Consider the following 21,466-nt stretch of genomic DNA (forward strand, 5'->3'; position numbering starts at 1 on the left):
GCCGAGGATTACATCAAGCGGCCTACCCGCATGAAGCAACTGCTGACCGATGCCTACGAAAAGGCCAGTGAGAAGAAAGACCTCGGCAGCATCGCCCACGAAGCCTGGGAAACCTTCCAGACCTTGCTGCGCATGGTACGTATGTCGATTTCGGGCGAGTACCAGGGCCTGCCCACCTCCACGGTAGTTGGGGCCGTGGCCGTGACCATCTACTTCCTGAGCCCCATCGACCTGATTCCGGACTTTATCCCGGTACTCGGTCTGCTCGACGACGTAGCCCTGGTGGCCTGGTTTAGCACCAGCATCAAGGATGAAATGGACAAGTTCATGGAGTGGGAGGACACCCGGCCTACGCTGGTAGAAGACACTTCGAAAAAGGACTCTTTCACCTCGGCCTCAAAGAAGGACGACTCCCCTTCCACTAACTCGGATAGCCGCGCCACGGTCGGCAATATGGGTTCGGATGCCAACAAGCCTCCGGTAGCCCCTCAGGCCACCTCGACGCCTTCGTCCGCTACGGCCACCCAGTCTGACGTAGCTGCCAATACCACCGACAGCAGCCGCGAGCCTAACCTTTCGGGCCAGGACCGCCCCAGTGGTGGTAACCTGGGCGGTAACGTCCGCTAGGTTTTATTTGAGCTGTTAGCTGTTAGCTGTTAGCTGTTAGCTGTTAGCTGTTAGCTGAAGAAAACGAAGAAGGCCCCGTGCTCAACCGAGCATGGGGCCTTCTTTTTTGGCGGATTGATAAAGATGTACTAACAGCTAACAAACTATGCTGCCACTGCCTTCAATGACGCGTGGGAGGCTACGTAATTTACGAAGTCGCCAACCGTAGTCAGGGGGACTTCGTCGGGAATGACAATGTGAAAGTTACGTTCCAGTTCCAGGATGATGTCGACGACATCAACGGTATCGAAGCCTAGCTCGTGGCTCAGGTTACTACCGATGCGCAAGCGACGGGTTTTGATGGCCTTACGCTTGCTGATGATGCGCAGCACCTGCTGCTGGATAGTCTTGGGAGCGGTAGTCGTTGCGGTGAACATACGAAAAAACGACAGGGTACGAAGGGTAAAAAAAGCGGCGAGCGTGGCGGCGGCCCGGGAGCCGCGCCCGTTCGGGCGGAGGAGTGCCAAGTTGGTAACAATGGTTGCAAGTCCGCGAAAAAAAGTTCCGGGCATAGGTACCTCTGCCCGGAACCTGCATTGGGCTATACGTTGGCCAGAATGGGCGGCGTAGCCGCATCAACCTCTTCCTGGTCGGCCGACATTTCGGGTTCACCCTTGATGCGGATTTTCAGGCTTTCGGTAATCAGGTACATAACCGGCACCACGACCAGCGTTATGAGCGTTGCGAACACCAGCCCGAAGATGATGGTCCAGGCCAGCGGGCCCCAGAACGTCACCGACTCGCCGCCGATGAAGAAGTTGGGGTTACCCGAGTTGAAGAGCTCGTAGAAGTCGATGTTCAGGCCAATGGCCAGCGGAATCAGGCCCAGCGTGGCGGCCGTGGCCGTCAGGATTACCGGGTTGAGGCGGGTGCGGCCGGCCAGCACAATAGCTTCGCGCAGGGGCATACCCTGGTCGCGCAGCATATCGGTGAATTCGACGAGCAGGATACCGTTTTTAACTACAATACCGGCCAGGGCAATGATACCTACACCCGTCATCACGATGCTAATGTTCATCCCCGTAACGGCCAGGCCCAGCAGCACCCCGATAACCGAGAAGATGATTTCGGCCAGGATGATAATCGGCTTGCTCACCGAGTTGAATTGCATCACCAGAATGAGAAAAATGAGGCCGATGGCACCCACGGCGGCAATGCCGAGGAAGTCGGAGGTTTCCTTCTGGTCTTCCTGGGCGCCGCCCATTTTCACGGTGTAGCCAGGCGGCACCGGGAATGAGCGGAGTGAGGTTTCGATCTGGCTCACCACATCGGGGCCGGTAAAGCCACCGAGCACGTTCGAGGAAATCGTAATCACGCGCTTCACGTCTTTGCGCTTGATGCCGCCATACGTGGTGCCGTAGCGCACGTCGGCCACCGAGGCAATGGGCACCTGCCGCACTAGGCCGGTAGCGTCGCGGAAGGTCAGCGGCGAGTTCAGGATGGCGTCGATGTCGGAGCGGTAGGGCTCGGCGTAGCGCACCTGAATCGGGTACTCATCGTCGGCCGTTTTGAATTTGCTGGCCTCGGTGCCGTAGATGGCCGTGCGCACTTCCATGCCAATCTGAGCGGTGCTGATGCCTTCGCGGTTGGCGCGGGTGCGGTTGATGTCGACGGCAATTTCGGGGTTGCGGTCTTCCAGGTTCGAGCGCAGCTGCTCGATGCCGCCAATGTTGGCCGAATCGAGGTAGCGCGTCACGCCTTTCGACAGCTTGATAAGCGTTGGGTAGTCATCACCCGATACCTCGATGGCAATGGGCTTGCCGGTGGGTGGGCCGCTGCTTTCCTGGTCGACCGAAATTTCGGTGCCCGGAATGCCTTTCACTACCTCCCGGATTTTATCCATGTAGGTGGCCGTTGAAGGGCCGGTCCGGTCGCTCATCTCCTTGAAGGCCACGGCCACTTTGGCCAGGTTCGACTGCGAGGTACCAGCGGCCGAAGCCTCGCCAGGGTCGGCGGCCCCAATGGCGACGTTGGTAATCACCGATTCCACGTCGGGGTTGTCCTTCCCGATAACACCGTAGATGCGTTTTTCGAGGATGCGGGCCACCGAGTCGGTCACGGCGACGCGGGTACCGACCGGCATTTTCAGGTAGGTGTACACGAACTTGGGGTCGCCTTTGGGGAAGAAGTCCACCTTGGGACTCCGGGCCCCGATGGCCACAATCGACAGCACGAACAGCACGACCATGCTTAGCATAATCATCTTGGGCCACGAGATAGCCCAGCCCACGAGGCGTCCGTAGGCATTCTGGAAGCGGGGCAGCACCTTGGTCTGGAAGCCGGCAATCAGGTGCACGAACACGAAGCGGTTCAGAATGACGAGCACGGCCAGCGTCAGCATCAGGCTGCCCAGGAACGTCGAGCCGAACAGGAAGCCACCGATGGCAATGACTACCATAATGCCAATGGCAATGGACAACGGCCGGTCCCACTTCGGCTTCTCGCCCGTGTGGTGGTCTTCGCGCTCCATGAAGCTCACGGCAAACACCGGGTTCATAATAAAGGCCACGATGAGCGACGACATGAGCGTCAGAATTAGGGTAACGGGCAGATAGAACATGAACGAGCCCACGATGCCGGGCCAGAACATGAGCGGTACGAACGGGGCCACGGTAGTGAGCGTACCGGCCAGCACCGGAATGAACACTTCGCCGGCGGCATACTTGGCGGCCTGGGCCGTTGTCAGTTCGGGGTGCTCGTGCAGCAGGCGGTGGGTGTTCTCAATCACCACAATGGCGTCGTCCACCACAATGCCCAGCGCCAGCAGGAAGGCGAAGAGCACAATCATGTTGAGCGAGAAATCGAGCGTGGGCAGCAGCACGAAGGCCAAAAACATGCTCAGCGGCACCGACAGGCCTACGAATAGCGCGTTGGTGGTGCCCATGAAGAACATCAGAATTAGCGTTACCAGAATAAAGCCGATGATGATGGTGTTGATCAGGTCGTGGAGCGTAACGCGGGTGTCGTTGGAGGTGTCGCCGGTGACGGTGATGGTCAACTCCTGGGGCAGCGTCAGTTCCGCATCGGCAATGATTTCCTTGATTTTGTCGGAAGCATCGATCAGGTTTTCGCCCTGGCGCTTCACCACGTTCAGCGTTACGGCCGGCTTGCCATCGAGGCGGGCAAAGGACTCGCGGTCCTTGAAGCCGTCGGTGACGGTGGCAATGTCGCCGAGGCGCACAGCCGAGCCGTTGAGATTTTTGAGCTGGATGTTGGCAATGTTGTCGGCCCGCACATACTGGCCGGCCACGCGCACGGCGCGCTTCTGGTTGCCCACGTCCACGGTACCGCCCGAAATGGTCACGTTCTCGCGGGCAATGGCGGCGCTGATGTCCGAAAAGCTCAGGCGCGAGGCCCGCAGCCGGTTCAGGTCCACGTCCACGTTCACCTGCTGGTCGAGGGCACCAATAATATCGACGCGGGTGATTTCGGGCAGGGCCTCAATCTTGTCCTGGAAGTCGTCGGCGTACTTTTTCAGCTGGCTGATAGGCAGGTTGCCGGCCAAGTTGATGTTCATAATCGGCACCTCCGATAGGTTGACTTCCTGCACGGTGGGCGGCGAGGGCAGGTCGTTGGGCAGCTCGGAGCTGGCCTTGTCCACGGCGTCCTTGATGAGCTGCTTGGCGTACTGCACATCGACGCCGGAGGTAAACTCCACGTCGACGATGGCGTAATCCTGGTTCGAGGTTGAAGAAATCTTCTTCACCCCGTTCACACTCTTAATCTCCTTTTCGAGCTGGCGCGTGACCAGGTTCTCGATGTCGGTAGGCGAAGTACCGGGGTAAATCGTGGCCACGATAATGCGCGGAATCACGATGTCGGGAAACTTCTCCTTGCCCAGGTTGATGTAGGCAAAGATGCCCATGATGGTGAGAATAAGCGTGACAATGTAAATCGTCGTCTTATTGTCAATGGACCAACTGGTGGGTCCGAATTCTTTTCCGGTGTCCTGCATGGGTGAAGAAGCTAGGAGTTAGAAGCTAGGAGTCAGAAGACTGGAGGGAGGCGCGGATGGATTTTCCGTATGCCTCAAGCAGCCTGCCTACTTCGTTCGCTTGTTCAATGAGTAATTCGGTGTCGGCGTAGCCTAAGTCGCGGCTCAGCAGAAAGTAATAGTGGGCTTCTTCGAGCGAGCCCTCGGCCGTATTGAAGAACCGAAGTTTGTCGCGGGGCCCGCGCTTGCGGAAACCCTCGGCAATGTTGGCCGGAACCGACACCGCCGCCCGCCGAAGCTGGGAGGTAAGAGCGAACAATTCGTGCTTAGGAAATGATTCGGTTGCCTTATAGACCATCAATACCAACTGGTGGGCTTTCTGCCACACCACGAGTTGCTGAAAGTTCTTCGCAGGCTCCCGTTTCACTTCCATGAGTCAACGCACAAATTCTATCTTCTAGCTCCTGACTCCTAGCTCCTACAGTGCAACCGCTTGTCCTTCGTTCAGATTCTGGTAGCCGGCCGAGATGACTTGGTCGCCGGTCTGCAGGCCCTGGGTTACTTCTACTTTGCCGTTGTAGGTGTTGCCCACCTGGATGACGCGCTTGGCGGCCACTTTCTTGCCGCCTTTCTCATCTACGACCAGCACGTAGCTGTTCTGCTCGTCGCGCTGCACCAAGTCCACGGGCAGGATGGTGGCGTTCTGGCGGTTGTAGTTCTCGATGCGCACGTTGGTAACCATGTTGGGACGCAGGCGGCCGGCTTTGCCGGGGTCGGCCAAGCGCAGCTCCACGGTGAAGGTGCGGCTGGTGGGGTTGATGGTGCTCGTGACCACGCGCACGGTGGCGGCCAGGTCGCTTTCGCCGAGGTCGGGGATGGTAACCAGGGCCTTATCACCCACCTTGATGCTGTTGGCGTAGGCCTCACTCACATCGACCACGATTTTGCCGCTGCCGCTGCTGCTGAGCAGCTTCACGACGGGCGCGCCGGGGGCTACGGTTTCGCCCAGCTTAGGCAGCATGTCATCCACGGTGCCGCTGAAGGGCGCTACCACGCGGTACAGGTCGCGCTGCCGGTTGAGGGTGGAGAGGTTGCTTTGGAGGGCCCGGTAGTTATTGCGGGCCTGCAGGAACTGGATTTCAGTCCCGATCTGCTGGTCCCAGAGGCGCTTTTGCTTCTCGTAAATCACCTTGGCTAAATCCATGCGCACCTTCAGTTCGGCCACGCTGGCATCGAGCACCGAGCCATCAACGGTGGCCAGGGTCTGGCCCTTGCGCACCTGGTCGCCGCGCTTGACGCTGAGCGTCGTGAGCGTGCCGGCCGCGCGGGCCGAGACGGTGGCGTTCTGGTCAAAATCAACCCGCCCCTGCACTTCGAGGTAGCTCTTGAAATCCTCACTGACCACCTTAATTACTGATACCGGCGTGGCCTGCAATGCCGCCTCCGCTTCCGAAGGACCAGTTTTAGCTTCCAGCTCGGTGATTTTAGCTTGGTTGGCCGCCTGTTCTTTTCTCAGTTTGGCCAGTTCGGCGGCCGGGTCCTGAGAGCCGGAACCGCAGGAAGCGAGGAATAATAAGCTGATAGCCGTTAGCTGGTAGCTGTTAGCTTTCAGGAAAGAGAGAGGACGCATATAACAGAGGAATGGAATCGTTGGGAGAAAAGCTAACAGCTATTGGCTCTTAGCTAACAGCTTAAATCAATTAGACGCTTTGCGGTAGAGTTCACCGGTGGCCTTGTCGCGGTCTACTTTGGCTACCAGCACATCGTAGAGGGCCGCGTAGTAGTTGGTTTGGGCTTCGCGCAGGCCGGTTTCGGCCGATATCACCTCCAGGTTGGCTCCAACGCCTTCCTCAAATTTGATGCGCGACACGCGGGCCACTTCCTCGGCCAGGGCCAGGTTGGCTTTCTGGTTGTCGAGCACGTCGAGGGCATTCACGAGGCTGGTACGGCTCTGGGTATCCTGCAGATCAATGCTCTGGCGCAGGGTTTCGAAGCCCCGCTCGATGATCTGCTGCTGAATGCGCGACTGTTGCACCAGATACTTGCGCCGGAAGCCGTCGAACACCGGAATCTGCAGGCTCAGGCCCACGTTGCCGAACCCGAACCAATTCTGGTTGGAAAAGCCATTGCCCGTGCGCGAATCGGGTCCGCGGAAGCCAAATAAGTCGCTGGCCGTTTTGCCCGAACCCGAGAAACCATACGCCGCCGTGGCCAGCAGGCGCGGGTAGGCGCCGGCGCGGCGGTTGGCCAAATCGAGTCCGGCCAGGGCCTGCTGAGTTTCCAGGGTGCTGAACTCGATGCGGTTGTTGTAGTTGAAGGCGGCGGCCAGCTGGCCGGTCCGGGCACCGCTCAAGGCCGTCTGCTGGTCCTGGTCGCGCTGGGCGCCGGCATCGGTCGTGGGGGTGGCCGGAGCGGTAGGCACCGGCCCGAGGCCGATGTCGCCAGCGCCAGTGGCGAAGCTTGCTGCGCCCAAGCGCTGGCGCAGGGTCCCGGCATCCACCAGTGCATTGCTGAGCTCATCGGTCAGGCGCACGTCCTGGCTCTGGGGCAGGCCCATCTGAAACTTGAGCAGGGCCACGCTCAGCTCGGTGAGGCGAGCGGCCTTCTGCTGCTCTACTACTAGGTTGTTGCGCTGCACCTGCAGGCGCTGCACGTCGAGCTTTTCGGCGAAGCCCGCCTTGAACGTTTCGTTGGTCTGATACAGGAGCGTGTCGAGGCGCTGCACGTTGCGCGAGAGCAGCTGGAGCCGCTCGCGGGCCACCAGGGTGCTATAGTAGGCCTTACTGACCTGCTCCACCACCTCGATTTCAGCCTGCTGGGTTTGCTTCTGGGCCAACTCCTCGTACACCTTGGCCGCTTTCAGCCCAATCAGGTAAGCGCCATCGAAGAGCAACTGCGACACAGAGGCACTGGTGTTGCCGGCCCATTGCAGCCCGAAGGCAAAGGCCTGCGGGGGCACCGGCTCCGAGGGCAGTTGCACCGTGCCCAGATTCACCGTACCGCCGTTCTGGGCCGCCGTGATATCGGCCTGGGTGAGCGTGGTAGCCGATGCACCGCCGCCCAGGGCGCCGAAATTCACCAAGCTCTTTTGCAGCTTGAAATTGTCGGCCACGTTGGCCGCCACGTTTACCTGGGGCAAACCCGCCGACCGGATTTCGCCCACTTTGGCCTTGGCCGTCTGCTCGCCCAGGCGCGTAGCGAGCAGGGTAGGCTTGTTCTTTACAGCGTAGTCGATGGCCTGCGCCAGACTCAGGGGCAGCTTACCAATGGTGGCCTGAGTCGCGAGGACAGACTGGGCCGCGGGGGCCGTTTGCGCGAGGGCGGCGCCCGCGGGGACCAGCAGGCCCGGGCCGGCGGCCAGCAGCAAAACGCGGAGGTGGTTCTTCATATCAAAAAGCGGGAGTGTCTGTCGTGGTGCCTGGTTGGCAATGGGTAGTGCGTAGGATTCGGTGAGTGCAAGTCGGGGGCGGGGTAATTATTCGATACCCAGCCAAGCACTACTACTTAAGCTCCAGACGCTGCTGTTTTTATTCTTCTTCCGTCACGTGGCGGTATTCGTTGACGAGCTTGTGGCCCTTGAGCGTGACCATCCCCAGCAGGAAATGCTCGTTGCAGGCCATCTGCACCCGGGGCTGATTGAACTCGGTGACCGGAAATACATCCTGATCGAACAGCACATCAATCTGGGCCAGACGCAGGCGGGAGAGCACTTCCACGTCGAGGTCGGCGCGGTAGAGGCCCTCGGCCACCCCGCGGCGCAGGTTGGCCTTAATCTGGGCCAGGATGTAGTTGACTTTGTGCGTGGAGAACAGCTGCCAGGCCGCCGGATAGTACTTGCGCAGGTCGTGGATGGCCGTGGGGTTCACTTGGGCAAATTGGCGCTTGGCCCAATCCATGATCTGCACCATCTCGTCGACGGCGTTGTGGGCCGCGCCGGCAATGGTTTCGCACTCACCCTGCACCCCGTTCAGGTGGTGGCCAATTACGGCCGACACGAGTTCGTCTTTGTTATCGAACCACTTGTAGAGCGTTTTTTTGGAGATGCCCAAATGACTGGCAATGTCATCCATCGACACCCCTTTAATCCCGTTGCGGGTAAAGAGGAGCAGGGCGGCGTGCTGAATTCGGTCTTTGATTTCCATAATAACGAGCGCAAAGATACTACGGAAACTTTAAATGATTCCTAAGTTTCCATTAGTTTTTCACTATCCCGTTGGCAGCAGCCCGCCGTTCCTTTTTTCCTGACGATTCAGCGGCTTTTTTACTTTAAATCCGGGCTATCTTTTTCAGTGTCCAGCATTCCGTTGGGGGTTGCGCGGGCTGAGTTGCCAGCAAAGGCACGTCCCAACTCAACCCTGGCAGCTCAGCCCGCGCAACTGAGTACCTTGCGGCTCCATTTCCTAGCTTGCATTTCTTATGAAAATCCGGACCGGCTTCGGCTACGACGTTCACCAGCTCCGCGAGGGCCTGCCCTTCTGGCTCGGCGGCATTCAGGTACCCCACACCCACGGCGCCCTGGGTCACTCCGACGCCGACGTGCTTATCCACGTGATTTGCGACGCGCTGCTGGGCGCGGCTAACCTGCGCGACATCGGCTTCCACTTCCCCGACACCGACGCCCAATACAAGGGCATCGACAGCAAGCGCCTGCTCAAAGAAGTGGCGCGGCTGCTGAAGGAAAAAGGCTACCAGATCAGCAACATCGACTCCACCATCTGCCTCGAAGCGCCCAAAGTCAACCCCCACATTCCGGAAATGCAGCGCGTGCTGGCCGAGGTGCTGGGCATTGCCGAGGACGACATCAGCATCAAGGCCACCACCACCGAAAAACTGGGCTTCGTGGGCCGCCGCGAAGGCGTGGCTGCCTATGCCGCTGTGCTCATCGTGCAACCTTAACGGGCGCTCGGGGTCTTGGGGGCAGCGGGTCAGGACGCGCATTTTGCGCCTCTGTCACGCTCGCTCCCAGAACGCCCCCAGGTCTTTAACATCTTAAGCTTCCTACATTCCATGAAAAAAACTTCCCTGCTGGCGTGGCTGCTGGTAGCGGGCACGGCCACTGCGGCCCTGGCCCAGCAAACGCCCGAGAAAATCAAGGTTAAGCACAAGCGTGGCAAGACCAAAACGGAGGTAACGGCCGCCCCCATGGTGGAGGCCAGCACCCCCACCGTAGCAACCCCGATGGCGGCCGACTGGGCCCAGAACTACGCTGAAACCATTACCCAGGCCGATTTGCGCCAGCACCTAAGCGTGCTGGCCTCCGATGAGTACGAGGGCCGCGAAACCGGCGAGAAAGGCCAGAAAATGGCCGCCGAGTACATTGCCAACCGCTTTAAGGAGCTGGGCCTAGTAGGTCCCGTCACCAATTCCGACAACCCCTACCTCCAGCACTTCACCATGGTGCGCAGCACCTGGGCCGACGGCGCGACGCTCAAGGTGGGCACCGGCAGCTACAAGTGGCTCACCGATTTCTACGCCTACGGGGGCCAGGGTTTCCAGCAGCCGACCACCGTGCAGCCGGTGTTTGCCGGGTACGGCATCGAGCAGGAGGGCTACTCCGATTACGCCGCACTGGGCGACGTAAAAGGCAAGGACCTGCTGATTCTGCTGGGCGAGCCCCAGACCGGCCAGGGCACCGCCCTGCTGGGCAAAGCTGGCCAGAACAGCAAGTGGGGCCAGGATTTCCGGGCCAAGCTGACGTTGGCCGCCCAGAAAGGTGCCCGCTCGGTATTCTTCGTCGACTTCAACCCCAACAGCAACTTCGCCAAGACGGCCGCCCGCATGGCCCCCTACGTGAGCCGCCCGAGCATTGCCTTTAAGGAGGCGGCGGACGGCCCCCGCCCGACGGCTTATTTCGTATCGCCAGCGGTAGGCTACAAGATGCTGGGCACCGCCGCCCAGACGATTCCTAAGTACGAGGCAGCGGTGAGCAAGGCGGGCAAGCCCGTTACCAGCCCCTTCCGCCCGGTGAAGGCCACCGTTATGGCCCCGCGCAAAACGGAGGACTTCACCACCGAAAACGTGCTGGGCTTCCTCGAAGGCTCCGACCTCAAGGACGACATCATGATTCTGTCGGCTCACTTCGACCACATCGGCATCATCAACGGCGAAGTGCACAACGGCGCCGACGATGACGGCTCGGGCACGGTATCGGTGCTGGAAATGGCCGAGGCCTTTACTAAGGCCAAAGCCGAGGGCCACGGCCCCCGCCGCAGCATCCTGTTCCTGACCGTAACGGGCGAAGAAAAGGGCCTGCTGGGCTCTGAATACTACACTGACCACCCCATTTTCCCGCTGGAAAAAACGATGGTGGACCTGAACACCGACATGGTGGGCCGCACCGATAACGACCACGAGGGTAAGCCCGACTACGTCTACGTTATCGGCTCCGACAAGCTCAGCTCGGAGCTGCACACCATTCTGCAGGCCCAGAACGAGAAGTACGTTAAAATGGACCTGGACTTTCGCTTCAACGACCCGGAAGATCCCAACCGCTTTTACTACCGCTCCGACCACTACAATTTCGCCAAGCACAACATCCCAGTGGCCTTTTTCTTCAACGGCGTACATGCCGATTACCACGGCGCGGGCGACGAAATTGAGAAAATCGAGTTTCCGAAGATGGAAAAGCGCGCCCGCCTCGTCTTCTACACGGCCTGGGACCTAGCCAATCGGGATAAGCGCATTGTCGTGGATTCGCATAAGAAGTAGTTTTTAGAAGTAAGAAATAGATAAAAACCCGCCGAACCGAATGTGGTCCGGCGGGTTTTTATATTTGTCTGAACCCGTTGCCACCCGTGCTGCCATGAACCCGACCCTCAACGCCCCGACCAAAGCCGCGCAGTTTCTCCAGGACACCGACCGCAAGGCCTTCGATCTGGAACACCGGCGCAAAATCCGGTTCAACATCGGTAAGTACAACGCGGCCGTGAGCACCGGCATGGGTTTCTATCAAGACCACGAACTGGCCCGCAGCCGGGCGGCCTACCTGAAAACGGAAGTCATCAACCGGCTCGACGAATACCTGGTGCAGTTCGAGGAAAACTTCACCAAGCGCGGGGGCAAGGTAATCTGGGCTCAGAACGCGGAGGAGGCGCTGGCGGAAGTGGGCAAGATTATGGAGCGCCGCCAGGCCCGTACCGTGGTGAAGGCCAAGAGCATGACGACCGAAGAAATCCACCTCAATAAATACCTCGAAAAGCGTGGCATCGAGTCGGTGGAAACAGATTTGGGCGAGTTCATCGTGCAACTCAATGGCGAGCGGCCCTACCATATAGTGACGCCGGCTATGCACCTGAGCAAGCTCGATATTGCCGATATCTTCGTTAAGCACCTCGGCATCGAATACACCGACGATGCCCAGCAGCTCGTGCTTACGGCCCGCCACCTGCTGCGCGGCAAGTACACCAGCGCCGAAGTGGGCATCACGGGCGGCAACTTTCTGGTGGCCGATACGGGCGCGGTTTGCGTAACCGAAAACGAGGGCAATGCCCGCCTTTCGGCCACGTTCCCGCACACGCACATTGCCATCGTGGGCATCGAGAAGGTAATTCCGCGACTCCAGGATCTGGATTTGTTCTGGCCCCTGCTCAGCACCAGCGGCACCGGCCAGCAGCTCACGGTGTACAATACCATTTACACCGGCCCGCGCCAGCCCCTGGAAAAGGACGGCCCGGAGGAAATGTTCGTGATTCTGCTCGACAACGGCCGCACCAACCTGCTGGCCCAGCCCGACCAGCGCGAGGCCCTGAACTGCATCCGGTGCGGGGCCTGCCTAAATGTGTGTCCGGTGTACAAGAACATTGGCGGCCACAGCTACGAGGCCACCTATTCTGGCCCCATCGGCTCCGTTATCACGCCCCACCTCTCGGGGATGGAGGAAAACAAGCACCTGAGCTTTGCCAGCAGCCTGTGCGGGGCCTGCTCGTCGGTATGCCCGGTGAAAATTCCCATCCACAACCTGCTGCTCAAAAACCGTCAGCAAAGCGTGCAGGAAGGCTTCACCGACTCCGAGGAGCGCCGCGCCATTACGCTCTGGCTGCACGGCATGAAGCACCGCTGGGTCTGGGACCTGGCCCCGGCCGCGGCCAAGAATTGGGTACTCAGCCGCCTGCTGGGCCAGGTAGGCTGGAGCAAGCGCCGCGACGCCGTGCAAGTGGCCCCCAAAACGTTCCGGCAGCTATGGAAGGCGCGGGGGTGAGTAGACAATAGTTATAATAAAAGATAAAATAGTTATAATTTATGCATTTAAGTGAAATTTATTTCACATTTTGTATGATTATATTAAAATATGTTCTTATATTTGTTTTATTCTCATCTAATGTGAAATACATTTCATATTCAGACATAATAAGCGCATTATTAACATCATTAAATTGTGAGAAAGGAGCATCTTGGATATATCATGTCCTATCGCCGGTCTGAATTGGGGCTTACACAGCAATACGTGGCTGATCTAGCTGGTATAACGAGAAGATTGCTGGCAGGCTGGGAAGCAGGTGGAAGCAATCCAGGATTTGATCAGTTAAATAGGGTATTGGATGTTTTGGGACTAGAAATTACGATAGTAAAGCGTACACCTGATGAAAACTCAATACGCTAATGTTTTTATTAACGGCCAGCAGATAGGACTGCTCACACGAGAGGCAGATAACTACATTTTCCGCTACAACGATGCCTACCTGCAATCCGGTGGGCCAGCCGTCAGCTTGAGCCTACCCACTACGCGCCAGACCTATATTTCCAACTACCTGTTTCCCTTCTTCGCGGGTCTGCTAGCAGAAGGCACCAACAAGTCGTTGCAGACGCGGCAACTGCATCTGGCCGAAGCCGACGACTTTGCCCGACTACTTCTCACAGCGCATACCCAGACCATTGGTGCAGTAACGGTTCGAGAGGTATCTGGCCATGAATAAATGTCCGGGTTGTCTGAAAGAATTGAAGAGCACCAAGCCTCAGTTCTGCCCCCCGTGCCGGAAACTGCTCTTCGATGGCGCGAACGTGTCGCCGGTGTTGCCGTTTTCGCTGACTGATATTCCGCGGGAACTCGACCGGGGCCCCACCGAAAATATTAAACGCATATCTATTTCCGGCGTCCAGTTCAAAATTTCGCTGCTGCTGACGGCGGGCAAGCTGGGAATCAGTGGCGTGCGTGGGCCACTGGAGTTTATACTCAAGCCTCCGCCTCGCAGCTTCGACATCAAGCACCCCGAAGCCGTGCCGGCTAACGAACACCTGACCATGCAACTGGCCCGGCAGGTGTTCGGACTGAAAACCGCGGCCAATGCCTACTTATCCTTCGAGAGCGGCGCAACGGCTTACCTGACCCGCCGATTCGATGTAACCCCCACCGAGCGGCTGCAACAAGAGGATTTCGCTCAGATTGACAGCCGCAGCCGCACCACGCACGGCGAGAACTTTAAGTACGAAACCAGCCACGAGCACATTGCCAACCTGATTCGGCGCTTTGTAACGGCCGTACCGCCCGCGCTGGACGAGTTTTTCAGGTTAACATTATTCAATTACCTCGTTTCCAACGGCGACGCTCACCTCAAGAACTTTTCCCTCTATCGCCTTTCTTCCGGCGACTACCACTTCACGCCCGCTTACGACCTGCTTAACACTGCCCTGCACGTGAATGACGGTAACGGGCTGGCGCTGGATCTATTTGCGGATGAGTACGAGACGCAGAATTTCCGCGACAATGCCTTCCTGGCCTACCCCGACTTTCTTGAACTCGGCCACCGCCTGGGCCTGCCCCTCTCTCGCGTCCGCCGCCTGCTCGCCGACATGGTAGGGCACGAAACCCAGGTGCAGGCGCTGATCGACCGCTCGTTTCTGCCCCCCGAGCTAAAAGTGCGCTACGCGGCTGTGTTGGCCGACCGGCGGCAGCGGCTGCGGTATGGGGCACCCGCTTAGCCAACCCCCACCCGCCTGCTGTAGTACAAGGCGGGCGGCCTGATGCCGCACCTGCTGTTTTATGCCCCATGACCTCGTGTTGCGCGTGCTGGCCTTTGGCGGCGGCGTGTTTCTGATTATCAGTACTGTGCTAGCCGCCATCCGCTCGTTCGTGCTGCCCCGTAACGAAACGGTGCTGCTCAATGCCGGCGTGTTCCGGGGGCTGCGCATGGTATTCGACGCCGTGGCCCGCCTGGGTAACAACTACGAGCGGCGCGACCGGGTAATGGCCCTCTACGCGCCGGTGGGGTTGGTAGCACTGCCCGTAGTATGGCTCACGTTGCTCAGCATCAGCTACACCAGCGTTTTCTGGGCGCTGGATGAAGGGCGGCTGGAACGGTGCTTCCGCATCAGCAATAGCTCCCTGCTCACACTGGGGTCGGAGGAGCCCAGCCATAATATATGGGCCAACGTGGTATCCTATTCCGAGGCCATGCTGGGGCTGCTACTGATGACGCTGCTCATCTCTTACCTGCCCACTATGTACCAGGCATTTTCGCGACGCGAAATCACGGTAACCCGTCTGGAATTGCGGGCTGGCACGAGGACTTCGGCTGTGGAGCTGTTGCGCTGGCTTAACCACACCGGCTCGCTACGCGACGACCGTACTCAGTGGCAGGACTGGGAGCAATGGTTCGTGGAGATTGAAGAAACCCACACCTCCCTGCCTATCCTTTCCTTTTTCCGCTCGCCCCAGCCCGGCCGCTCCTGGGTTACGGCCGCCAGCGTGATTCTGGACGCGGCAGCCCTCATCATCAGCAGCGTCGATCAACCCCGCGACCCGCACCTGACGCTCTGTTTCAAGGCCGGCTGCGTGGCCATGAACCGGGTAGCCCGCTTCTTTCGCTTCGAAGAAGGCGCCGAAAACACGCCCGCTACCAACTCCGACAGCCGCGCTGAATTCATTACCATCTACCAGGAACTTCAGGAAGCCGGTATCAACCTGCGCGATGTCGATGCCGCCTGGCAGCAGTACCACGAGCTGCGTAGTCGTTACGCCCGCGCCGTAGCCCACTTGGCCCGCGTCACGATGGCGCCCAGTTTGGTGAACGGGTGAGGAAGGAGGGTAGTCGGCAAGAACGTCATGCTTCGGCTGCGCGGACGCCAGGTCAAGCATGACGTTCTTGCGAACACGCATTCACTTATTCTCCATCCTCATCGGGCAAAATCTGGACGTCCTGCACCAACACCATTTTCTCAATTTCGCGGCCGCGGGGGGTGTTGGCGAGGCCTCCGAGGGCGGTTTCCTTGTAACGGGTTTCCATGCTTTCGCCCACTTCACCCAGGGCCGCCACGCACTGATCGACAGGAATAACCGGGTTGACGCCCGCAATGGCAATCTGGGCCGAGCTGAAGGCAATGGCGGCAGCCGAGGCGTTGCGCACTACGCAGGGCACTTCCACCAAGCCCGCCACCGGGTCGCAGATGAGGCCCAGCATGCACTGAATGGTGATGGCGACGGCTGCGAAGACCTCCGAAACCGAGCCGCCCAAGCAGTACACGATGGCGCCGGCCCCCATGGCGGCGGCCGAGCCGGTTTCGGCCTGGCAGCCGCCCACGGCTCCGGCCAGCGAGGCATTCTGCTCGATAATAAGGGCAATACCAGCCGCTACAAGCAGGCCCTCCAAAATCTGGCGGTCTTCGAGCTTATGAATATCCTGGAGCGTAACCAGCACGCCGGGCAGGATACCCGAGGCCCCGGCCGTGGGTGCGGCCACTACCCGCCCCATGCACGAGTTCACCTCCTTGGCCCCCAGCGCCCGCGTAATCAGGTTTTTGAACTCGGGCGAAAGCACAGTGATGGGCGAGGCGGCAATTTTCTTGGCTCCGTTGTTTATCATGCCCGAGCGCGAGGTCATGTCCTGGGTCAGGCCGGTGTGCACGGCGTCGCGCATTACGTCGTAGGCCCGTTGCAGACCCATCCAGATTTCCTCTTCGGTACGGCCCTTCTGCTCAATTTCGTAGGCCAGTACGGGCTGAAAAAGCAGTTCGTTGGTAGAGGAGCAGTGGGCCTGCCAGCTGTTGAAATCGGTGAAGAGCAAGGACATGGTGGGGTGGGAAAACGGGTAGAAAGTAGGGCGAAGCGTTGCATCATGCCCACAGCAGCGGGCCGGGGCGTACGCGCATAACCGCCGCGTAGCGGCGAGGGTGCAAAAATCGGCAGAATTTAATCGGCTATACCATAACCGGCTTTTTCAGCATCCTGCCAGTCAGCAAAAAGCCCTTCCACATACGTTGGAAGGGCTCTGCCAATGTTGGCGGGAGCAAAAACTGCCCTGGCTTACGCCTCCTGCTTCTCGCTCACCAGCTTCACGCTGGCCGAGTTGATGCAGAGCCGCACGCCGGAGGGCGGCGGGCCATCGGGGAAGGCGTGGCCCTGGTGGGCGTCGCAGGCGTTGCAGAGCACTTCAATGCGCGTCATGCCAAAGCTGACGTCCTTCTTGTAGCGCAGGGCGTTTTCCGTGACGGGCTGGGTAAAGCTGGGCCAGCCGGTGCCCGACTCGAACTTCGTGCGCGAGTCGTAGAGCGGCGTGCCGCAGCACACGCAGGCGTAAAGGCCCTCTTGGTGCGCCTCGCAGTATTCGCCCGTGAAGGCCCGCTCGGTGCCGTGTTCGCGCGTGACGTGGTACTGCTCGGAGGTGAGCTCCTTTTTCCACTCGGCGTCGGTTTTCTCGACGCGCTTATCGGGGGCCGGGCTGCCGTGGTTGGCCAGCCGGATAATATCGTTCCAGGTTTGCATGAGTTGGTCGGGTTAGGTAACTAGAAACAGCCCGCAGGCTTCTGGTACAAACGCACCGACTGGGCCGCAGGTTTTTGGCGCATGGGCCCTCGGCCGTTTTCGGCTGCCCGGGCGCTGGACCGCTCTAGCGCCGCACCGACCAGGTTTGGACGCGGCCGGTTGGCCCTTTCGCCACCAGCGTATAACGGCCCTTGCCCAGCGCCACGGCCTTCTGGTCGGTGGTGCTCTGTAGCTCTATTATATCTACCGGCACGGCGGTAGCCAGGTCTTCCCGCGCATCATAGGCCAGCACCAGGCAGGGGTAGCCCACGGTTAGGGCCTGCTTTAACGGCACGGGCCGGCGTTCGGGCGTGAAAGTCCAGGCCGGGCGGCCCTGCTGGTAGCGGGTGCGTGGGTGGTACACGTTCACGTCCACTGATTTATTTGGGTCGGCTCCGGCGTAGGGCTGGCCGTCGGCCGTGAGGAAAACAGAACTTTCCGGGGCCTTGGCCAGTCGGTAGCGGGCATACTCGCCCCCCGGCGTCCCGGATTCAGTTAGCGTGATTTGGTCGATGGTGAAGGGGTTGATGCCAGTCAGGCGGCTCAGATAATACGCCATAGCAGGTTCCGTAGCCATGCCCGTTGGGCCTTCATTGACGTGCGAAAAGCCGCAATGCACCACGATTTTAGCCTGCGGATCAGCTTGCAATATCCGTTGGATGTTGCGGGCCTCGGCTGTTTCGCGGGCTTTTACCTGGCCGTCGCCCTCGTGCGAGAAACCGTAGTCGTACGCCACCAACGTGAAGCCCGACCGGGCAGCCGTGCGCAACAGGTGGCCGAACTGTGGCTCTTTGGTATAAAAGCCCGTGGCCAGCGTGGGGTAACCGCGTTGGTTGAGCAGCGTATCCTGCTCATTCAGGGCTTCCACGGCCACGTAGCGATACCCGAGCTTGGCCAGCTCCGGCAGCAACGCCGCCGTAAAAGCGCGGTGGCGGGGGTTGTGGTGGGCTTCGTTGATGATGATAATTCGCTCCGTGCGGGCGCGCCGCAGAATGTAGTCGCGGGCGCTGACGGGCCGCAGGGCTACAAACGCGGTGCTGTCGGCGGCCGACAACGGGCGGGGCGGACGGACAGGTCCGTCCCAGGCTTCCAGGGCCGCCTGATATTCACCGATGTAGGATAAATCCCAGGCGGCAAACTGATTGGCCCCGGGCTTGCCGCTCCGCGCCTCCTGCTGCGTGAGGGCGGAAGGTTTGTAGCTGGCATTTTCCTGAGCACAGCTCGTAAGTGTGCTCAGAAGGGCAGCAAGGCATCCAAGTTGTCTTAGCATGTGCATAACTAATGAATTAGTTGGCAAATAGCTAGCCTCATTTTCCCGAAGGATTAGACAGGCCGCTTTTCTGGTCGAATCAACCTACCCGGTACTTCCGGCGTTAGCAAAACCCTATGAAACTCCTCTCCGCCGCCCAAACCCGCGCCCTCGACCAGGCCACTATCCAGAATCAGCAAATCAGCTCCGCCGACCTCATGGAGCGGGCCGCCACAGCCGTTACCAACTGGCTGCTCGATGAGTTGCAACCAGCCTACGGCATCGCCATTTACGTGTTCTGCGGGCCCGGTAACAACGGTGGCGACGGGCTAGCAGTGGCCCGGCAGCTTTACCGGGCTGGCTACGCGGTGCAGGTGTGGCTGTTGAAGACCGGCAAGCACTCGGCCGACTTCACCCATAACCGCCAGCAGTTGCCGGCCGAAATACCCTGCCAGGAGCTCGACCCCGACAAACTGCCCGCCGTAACGGCCGATGCGGTAGTGGTCGATGCCTTGTTCGGCACCGGCCTGAGCCGCCCGCTGGAAGGTGAGGCCGCCGTCGTAGTAAAGTACCTCAACGAGTCGGGTGCGACGGTAGTAGCGGTGGACTTGCCTTCGGGCCTCTTTGCCGATGCGCCTCAGCCAGCCGACAGCGCGGTGATAAACGCTCATTATACGCTCAGCTTCGAGCTGCCAAAACTGGCCTTCCTGCTGCCTCAGAATGCGAAATTCGTGGGCGACTGGCGGCGGCTGCCAATTGAGTTGGACCAGGAAGTTATGCACAATGTTGCTGTGGATAACCATTTCGTGACGGCTGACGAGCTGCGAGGCTGCTTACCCAAACGACCTAAGTTTGGCCACAAAGGCACGTTTGGACACGCGCTGCTGCTGGCGGGTAGCCGGGGGAAAATAGGGGCGGCGGTACTGGCCAGCCGGGCTTGTCTGCGGGGCGGTGTGGGCCTGCTCACGACCCGCGTACCCGCCGTGGGCTACAACATAATCCAGATTTCGGATCCCGAAGCCATGTGTCTGGCCGATCCGAACCCCGACTTCCTCACGGAGTTGCCCGACCTACAGCCCTACGATGCCATCGGCATCGGGCCGGGGTTGGGCCAACACGACAGCTCCCGCGAAGTACTGCGGCAGCTGCTGGAAACTACCCGGGTGCCCCTCGTTATTGACGCCGATGCCCTGAACCTGCTCGGAGCCAACCCCGATCTGCTGGCCCTGCTCCCCCCCGGTTCGTTGCTCACGCCCCACCCCAAGGAGTTCGAGCGTCTCGTGGGTGAGCCCGCCCGCGACGACTACCACCGCCTCGACCAGCTACGCCGCTTCGCGGCCCGCACCCGCTGCTACTGCGTGCTCAAGGGTGCCTACACCGCCCTGGCCACTCCCGATGGCCCACTTTACTTCAATAGCACTGGCAACCCCGGCATGGCCACCGGCGGCAGCGGCGACGTACTAACCGGCCTGCTGCTGGCGCTGCGGGCTGATAAGCGCCTCTCGCCCCTCGATGCGGCCCTGCTGGGCCTGCACGCCCACGGTCGCGCCGGCGACCTGACCCTCCCCCACACCGGCCATGCAGGTCTGCTGGCCTCCGACATCATTCGGTTTATCGGTCCGGCGCTGGAGGAGTTGGTGGGTTGAATTAGTTGAATAGCAAGAACGCCATGCTGAGCGTAGCAGAGCGCAGCCGAAGCCTCTCTACCGCAATGGTAATGCTACCGGCTGGTTTGGACCACAACGAAGCGGTAGAGATACTTCGGCTCCGGCTGCGCCTTCGCTCAGCATGACATTCTTTTTACCCACCCATTCACTCCGTCACGTTCCTACCGCCAGCCATACGGCCACGAATTGCACCAGCATTACCCCGTCGGTTAGCAGCGCAAAGTAGTAATCGGGGCGCGACTCCTGGGCGTACCAGATGACGACGGCAGCTAGCCCAAGCGGCAGCAGGAGCGCGGCTTCGTGGGCCGCCGTAAGGTTGGGTGGTAGCAGCACGGCAGCTCCGGCCAGCGCCACCAGCCCCAGCAGCTTCGTGGCCCGAATGCCCAGCAGCCCCGGAAACGTGCGGGTGCCGGTGAGGCGGTCCTTGGAGTAGTCGCGGATATCGAACACGAAGGCCAGGGCCAGAATGAACAGGAAGCGGCGGGCAAACAGCGTGAGTACTATCGGCGCGGCCAGCTCGCGGCCCACGTACAGAGCCGGAATCCAGACCGTAACGGCGGCCCAAACGTAGGCGATAAGGAATACCTTGAGTAGGGGCAGGTCGCGCAGGGCCCACCAGCGGCCTCGTAGGCGCAGCAAGGGCATCGAGTAAAGCACCGAAATAATCCCCAGATGCCCCAGAAACAGCAGCAGGCGTACCAGCCGGGCATCGGTCAGGAATAACACCGCAGCCACTGCCCCGGCCACTGCCGTGAGGCCCAGCAGCTGCGGCCGGTGGGCCCGAATCCATTGCTTGCGGCGCGTGGTGCCGGGCAGTTGGTGGTGCTTGTAGGGCAGCACGCTGTCGAGGTTGTAGAGGAAAAGAGTGGCCGCAAAAATCAGCCCACCCAACCGCAACGAAATGTGCTGGCCCCAGAATAAAAATGTGGCCCACATCAGCCCCAGCGCCGCCCCCGACAGCCATACGCTACTATACAGCACGGCATCCAGCACCCGACGGGGCCAGCCGGGCGGGGCCACCAGAACCGGTTCGCGGACGTGAGAAGCGGGCTTCATGCGGAGTAGAAGGGCCAATAATAACAGCACCGGCCCGCGCAAGTTACGCCCGCCCCGGCACGCAACAGCCCCCGGAACCGAAGAATCGGCCGGGGGCTGGGGTAGTCTGGTCGGGGTAGGGTGCGGGGTTTGCTCCCGCCCGCCGTCAGCACGATGCGTTA

The 21,466-nt window shown here is 60.0% G+C and carries 18 protein-coding genes and 1 pseudogene; 9 read left to right on the forward strand and 10 right to left on the reverse strand.

The genetic code is table 11. The annotated features are described in order from the left end of the window. Nucleotides 1-141: 141 nt before the first annotated feature. A pseudogene (locus tag CDA63_RS21595) lies at nt 142-285 on the forward strand (YkvA family protein); the annotation flags it as partial. 485 nt (nt 286-770) lie between these two features. Here the strand turns inward: CDA63_RS21595 and CDA63_RS12305 are convergent. The 6 genes from CDA63_RS12305 to CDA63_RS12330 all read right to left on the reverse strand — a co-directional run bounded on the left by CDA63_RS12305 (nt 771) and on the right by CDA63_RS12330 (nt 8,742). Further along, nucleotides 771-1,133: an acyl carrier protein gene (locus CDA63_RS12305; RefSeq protein ID WP_242434658.1), complete on the reverse strand. Its 363-nt coding sequence runs from the start codon at nt 1,131-1,133 to the stop codon at nt 771-773. Between the two features lie 74 nt (nt 1,134-1,207). Beyond that, complete coding sequence (locus CDA63_RS12310; RefSeq protein ID WP_088464756.1) at nt 1,208-4,621, reverse strand: efflux RND transporter permease subunit; 3,414 nt, start codon at nt 4,619-4,621, stop codon at nt 1,208-1,210. Between the two features lie 25 nt (nt 4,622-4,646). Beyond that, nucleotides 4,647-5,033: a four helix bundle protein gene (locus tag CDA63_RS12315; protein ID WP_088464757.1), complete on the reverse strand. Its 387-nt coding sequence runs from the start codon at nt 5,031-5,033 to the stop codon at nt 4,647-4,649. A 45-nt stretch (nt 5,034-5,078) separates the two neighbouring features. Then, on the reverse strand, nt 5,079-6,230 hold the full coding sequence (locus CDA63_RS12320; RefSeq protein ID WP_088464758.1) for an efflux RND transporter periplasmic adaptor subunit: 1,152 nt from the start codon (nt 6,228-6,230) through the stop codon (nt 5,079-5,081). A gap of 66 nt (nt 6,231-6,296) precedes the next feature. After that, a complete protein-coding gene (locus CDA63_RS12325) occupies nt 6,297-7,988 on the reverse strand; it encodes a TolC family protein (protein WP_088464759.1) in 1,692 nt (563 codons plus the stop codon). 139 nt (nt 7,989-8,127) lie between these two features. Further along, nucleotides 8,128-8,742, reverse strand: a complete 615-nt coding sequence (locus CDA63_RS12330; RefSeq protein ID WP_088464760.1) for a TetR/AcrR family transcriptional regulator — start codon at nt 8,740-8,742, stop codon at nt 8,128-8,130. A 274-nt stretch (nt 8,743-9,016) separates the two neighbouring features. Between CDA63_RS12330 and ispF the strand changes: the two genes are divergently transcribed. From ispF to CDA63_RS12365, 7 genes are all read left to right on the forward strand, one after another. Continuing rightward, entirely contained in the window at nt 9,017-9,496 is a 480-nt protein-coding gene (gene ispF, locus CDA63_RS12335; RefSeq protein WP_088464761.1) for a 2-C-methyl-D-erythritol 2,4-cyclodiphosphate synthase, read from the forward strand. Nucleotides 9,497-9,607: 111 nt separating this feature from the next. Then, the gene (locus tag CDA63_RS12340) at nt 9,608-11,308 is read left to right on the forward strand and encodes a M28 family peptidase (RefSeq protein ID WP_088464762.1); all 1,701 of its coding nucleotides are present in this window, start codon (nt 9,608-9,610) and stop codon (nt 11,306-11,308) included. A 64-nt stretch (nt 11,309-11,372) separates the two neighbouring features. Beyond that, the gene (locus CDA63_RS12345) at nt 11,373-12,797 is read left to right on the forward strand and encodes a LutB/LldF family L-lactate oxidation iron-sulfur protein (RefSeq protein WP_242434659.1); all 1,425 of its coding nucleotides are present in this window, start codon (nt 11,373-11,375) and stop codon (nt 12,795-12,797) included. Between the two features lie 204 nt (nt 12,798-13,001). Continuing rightward, on the forward strand, nt 13,002-13,199 hold the full coding sequence (locus tag CDA63_RS21880; protein ID WP_088464764.1) for a helix-turn-helix domain-containing protein: 198 nt from the start codon (nt 13,002-13,004) through the stop codon (nt 13,197-13,199). Then, the gene (locus tag CDA63_RS12355; protein ID WP_088464765.1) at nt 13,180-13,512 is read left to right on the forward strand and encodes a HipA N-terminal domain-containing protein; all 333 of its coding nucleotides are present in this window, start codon (nt 13,180-13,182) and stop codon (nt 13,510-13,512) included. Before CDA63_RS21880 ends, CDA63_RS12355 begins: the two co-directional genes overlap by 20 nt. Before the next feature lie 22 nt (nt 13,513-13,534). Beyond that, entirely contained in the window at nt 13,535-14,515 is a 981-nt protein-coding gene (locus CDA63_RS12360) for a type II toxin-antitoxin system HipA family toxin (RefSeq protein ID WP_165768286.1), read from the forward strand. 61 nt (nt 14,516-14,576) lie between these two features. After that, nucleotides 14,577-15,611 (forward strand): hypothetical protein, encoded by a 1,035-nt coding sequence (locus tag CDA63_RS12365; protein WP_088464767.1) that lies wholly within the window; start codon nt 14,577-14,579, stop codon nt 15,609-15,611. A gap of 85 nt (nt 15,612-15,696) precedes the next feature. Here CDA63_RS12365 and sdaAA read toward each other — a convergent pair whose 3' ends face one another. The 3 genes from sdaAA to CDA63_RS12380 all read right to left on the reverse strand — a co-directional run bounded on the left by sdaAA (nt 15,697) and on the right by CDA63_RS12380 (nt 18,603). Continuing rightward, entirely contained in the window at nt 15,697-16,602 is a 906-nt protein-coding gene (gene sdaAA, locus CDA63_RS12370; RefSeq protein WP_088464768.1) for an L-serine ammonia-lyase, iron-sulfur-dependent, subunit alpha, read from the reverse strand. A 233-nt stretch (nt 16,603-16,835) separates the two neighbouring features. Further along, nucleotides 16,836-17,294: a peptide-methionine (R)-S-oxide reductase MsrB gene (gene msrB / locus CDA63_RS12375; protein ID WP_088464769.1), complete on the reverse strand. Its 459-nt coding sequence runs from the start codon at nt 17,292-17,294 to the stop codon at nt 16,836-16,838. 124 nt (nt 17,295-17,418) lie between these two features. Next, nucleotides 17,419-18,603 carry a hypothetical protein gene (locus tag CDA63_RS12380; RefSeq protein WP_126546843.1) on the reverse strand — a complete coding sequence of 395 codons (1,185 nt, stop codon included), beginning with the start codon at nt 18,601-18,603 and terminating at the stop codon, nt 17,419-17,421. Between the two features lie 116 nt (nt 18,604-18,719). Here CDA63_RS12380 and CDA63_RS12385 point away from each other — a divergent pair, with 116 nt between their 5' ends. Then, nucleotides 18,720-20,228, forward strand: coding sequence for an NAD(P)H-hydrate dehydratase (locus CDA63_RS12385; protein WP_088464771.1), 1,509 nt, complete (start codon nt 18,720-18,722; stop codon nt 20,226-20,228). A 174-nt stretch (nt 20,229-20,402) separates the two neighbouring features. Here CDA63_RS12385 and CDA63_RS12390 read toward each other — a convergent pair whose 3' ends face one another. Then, complete coding sequence (locus CDA63_RS12390) at nt 20,403-21,305, reverse strand: UbiA family prenyltransferase (protein WP_088464772.1); 903 nt, start codon at nt 21,303-21,305, stop codon at nt 20,403-20,405. Nucleotides 21,306-21,466: the final 161 nt, after the last annotated feature.

This window comes from Hymenobacter amundsenii (genome assembly GCF_002204745.1).
GTDB classification, from domain to species: Bacteria; Bacteroidota; Bacteroidia; order Cytophagales; family Hymenobacteraceae; genus Hymenobacter; species Hymenobacter amundsenii.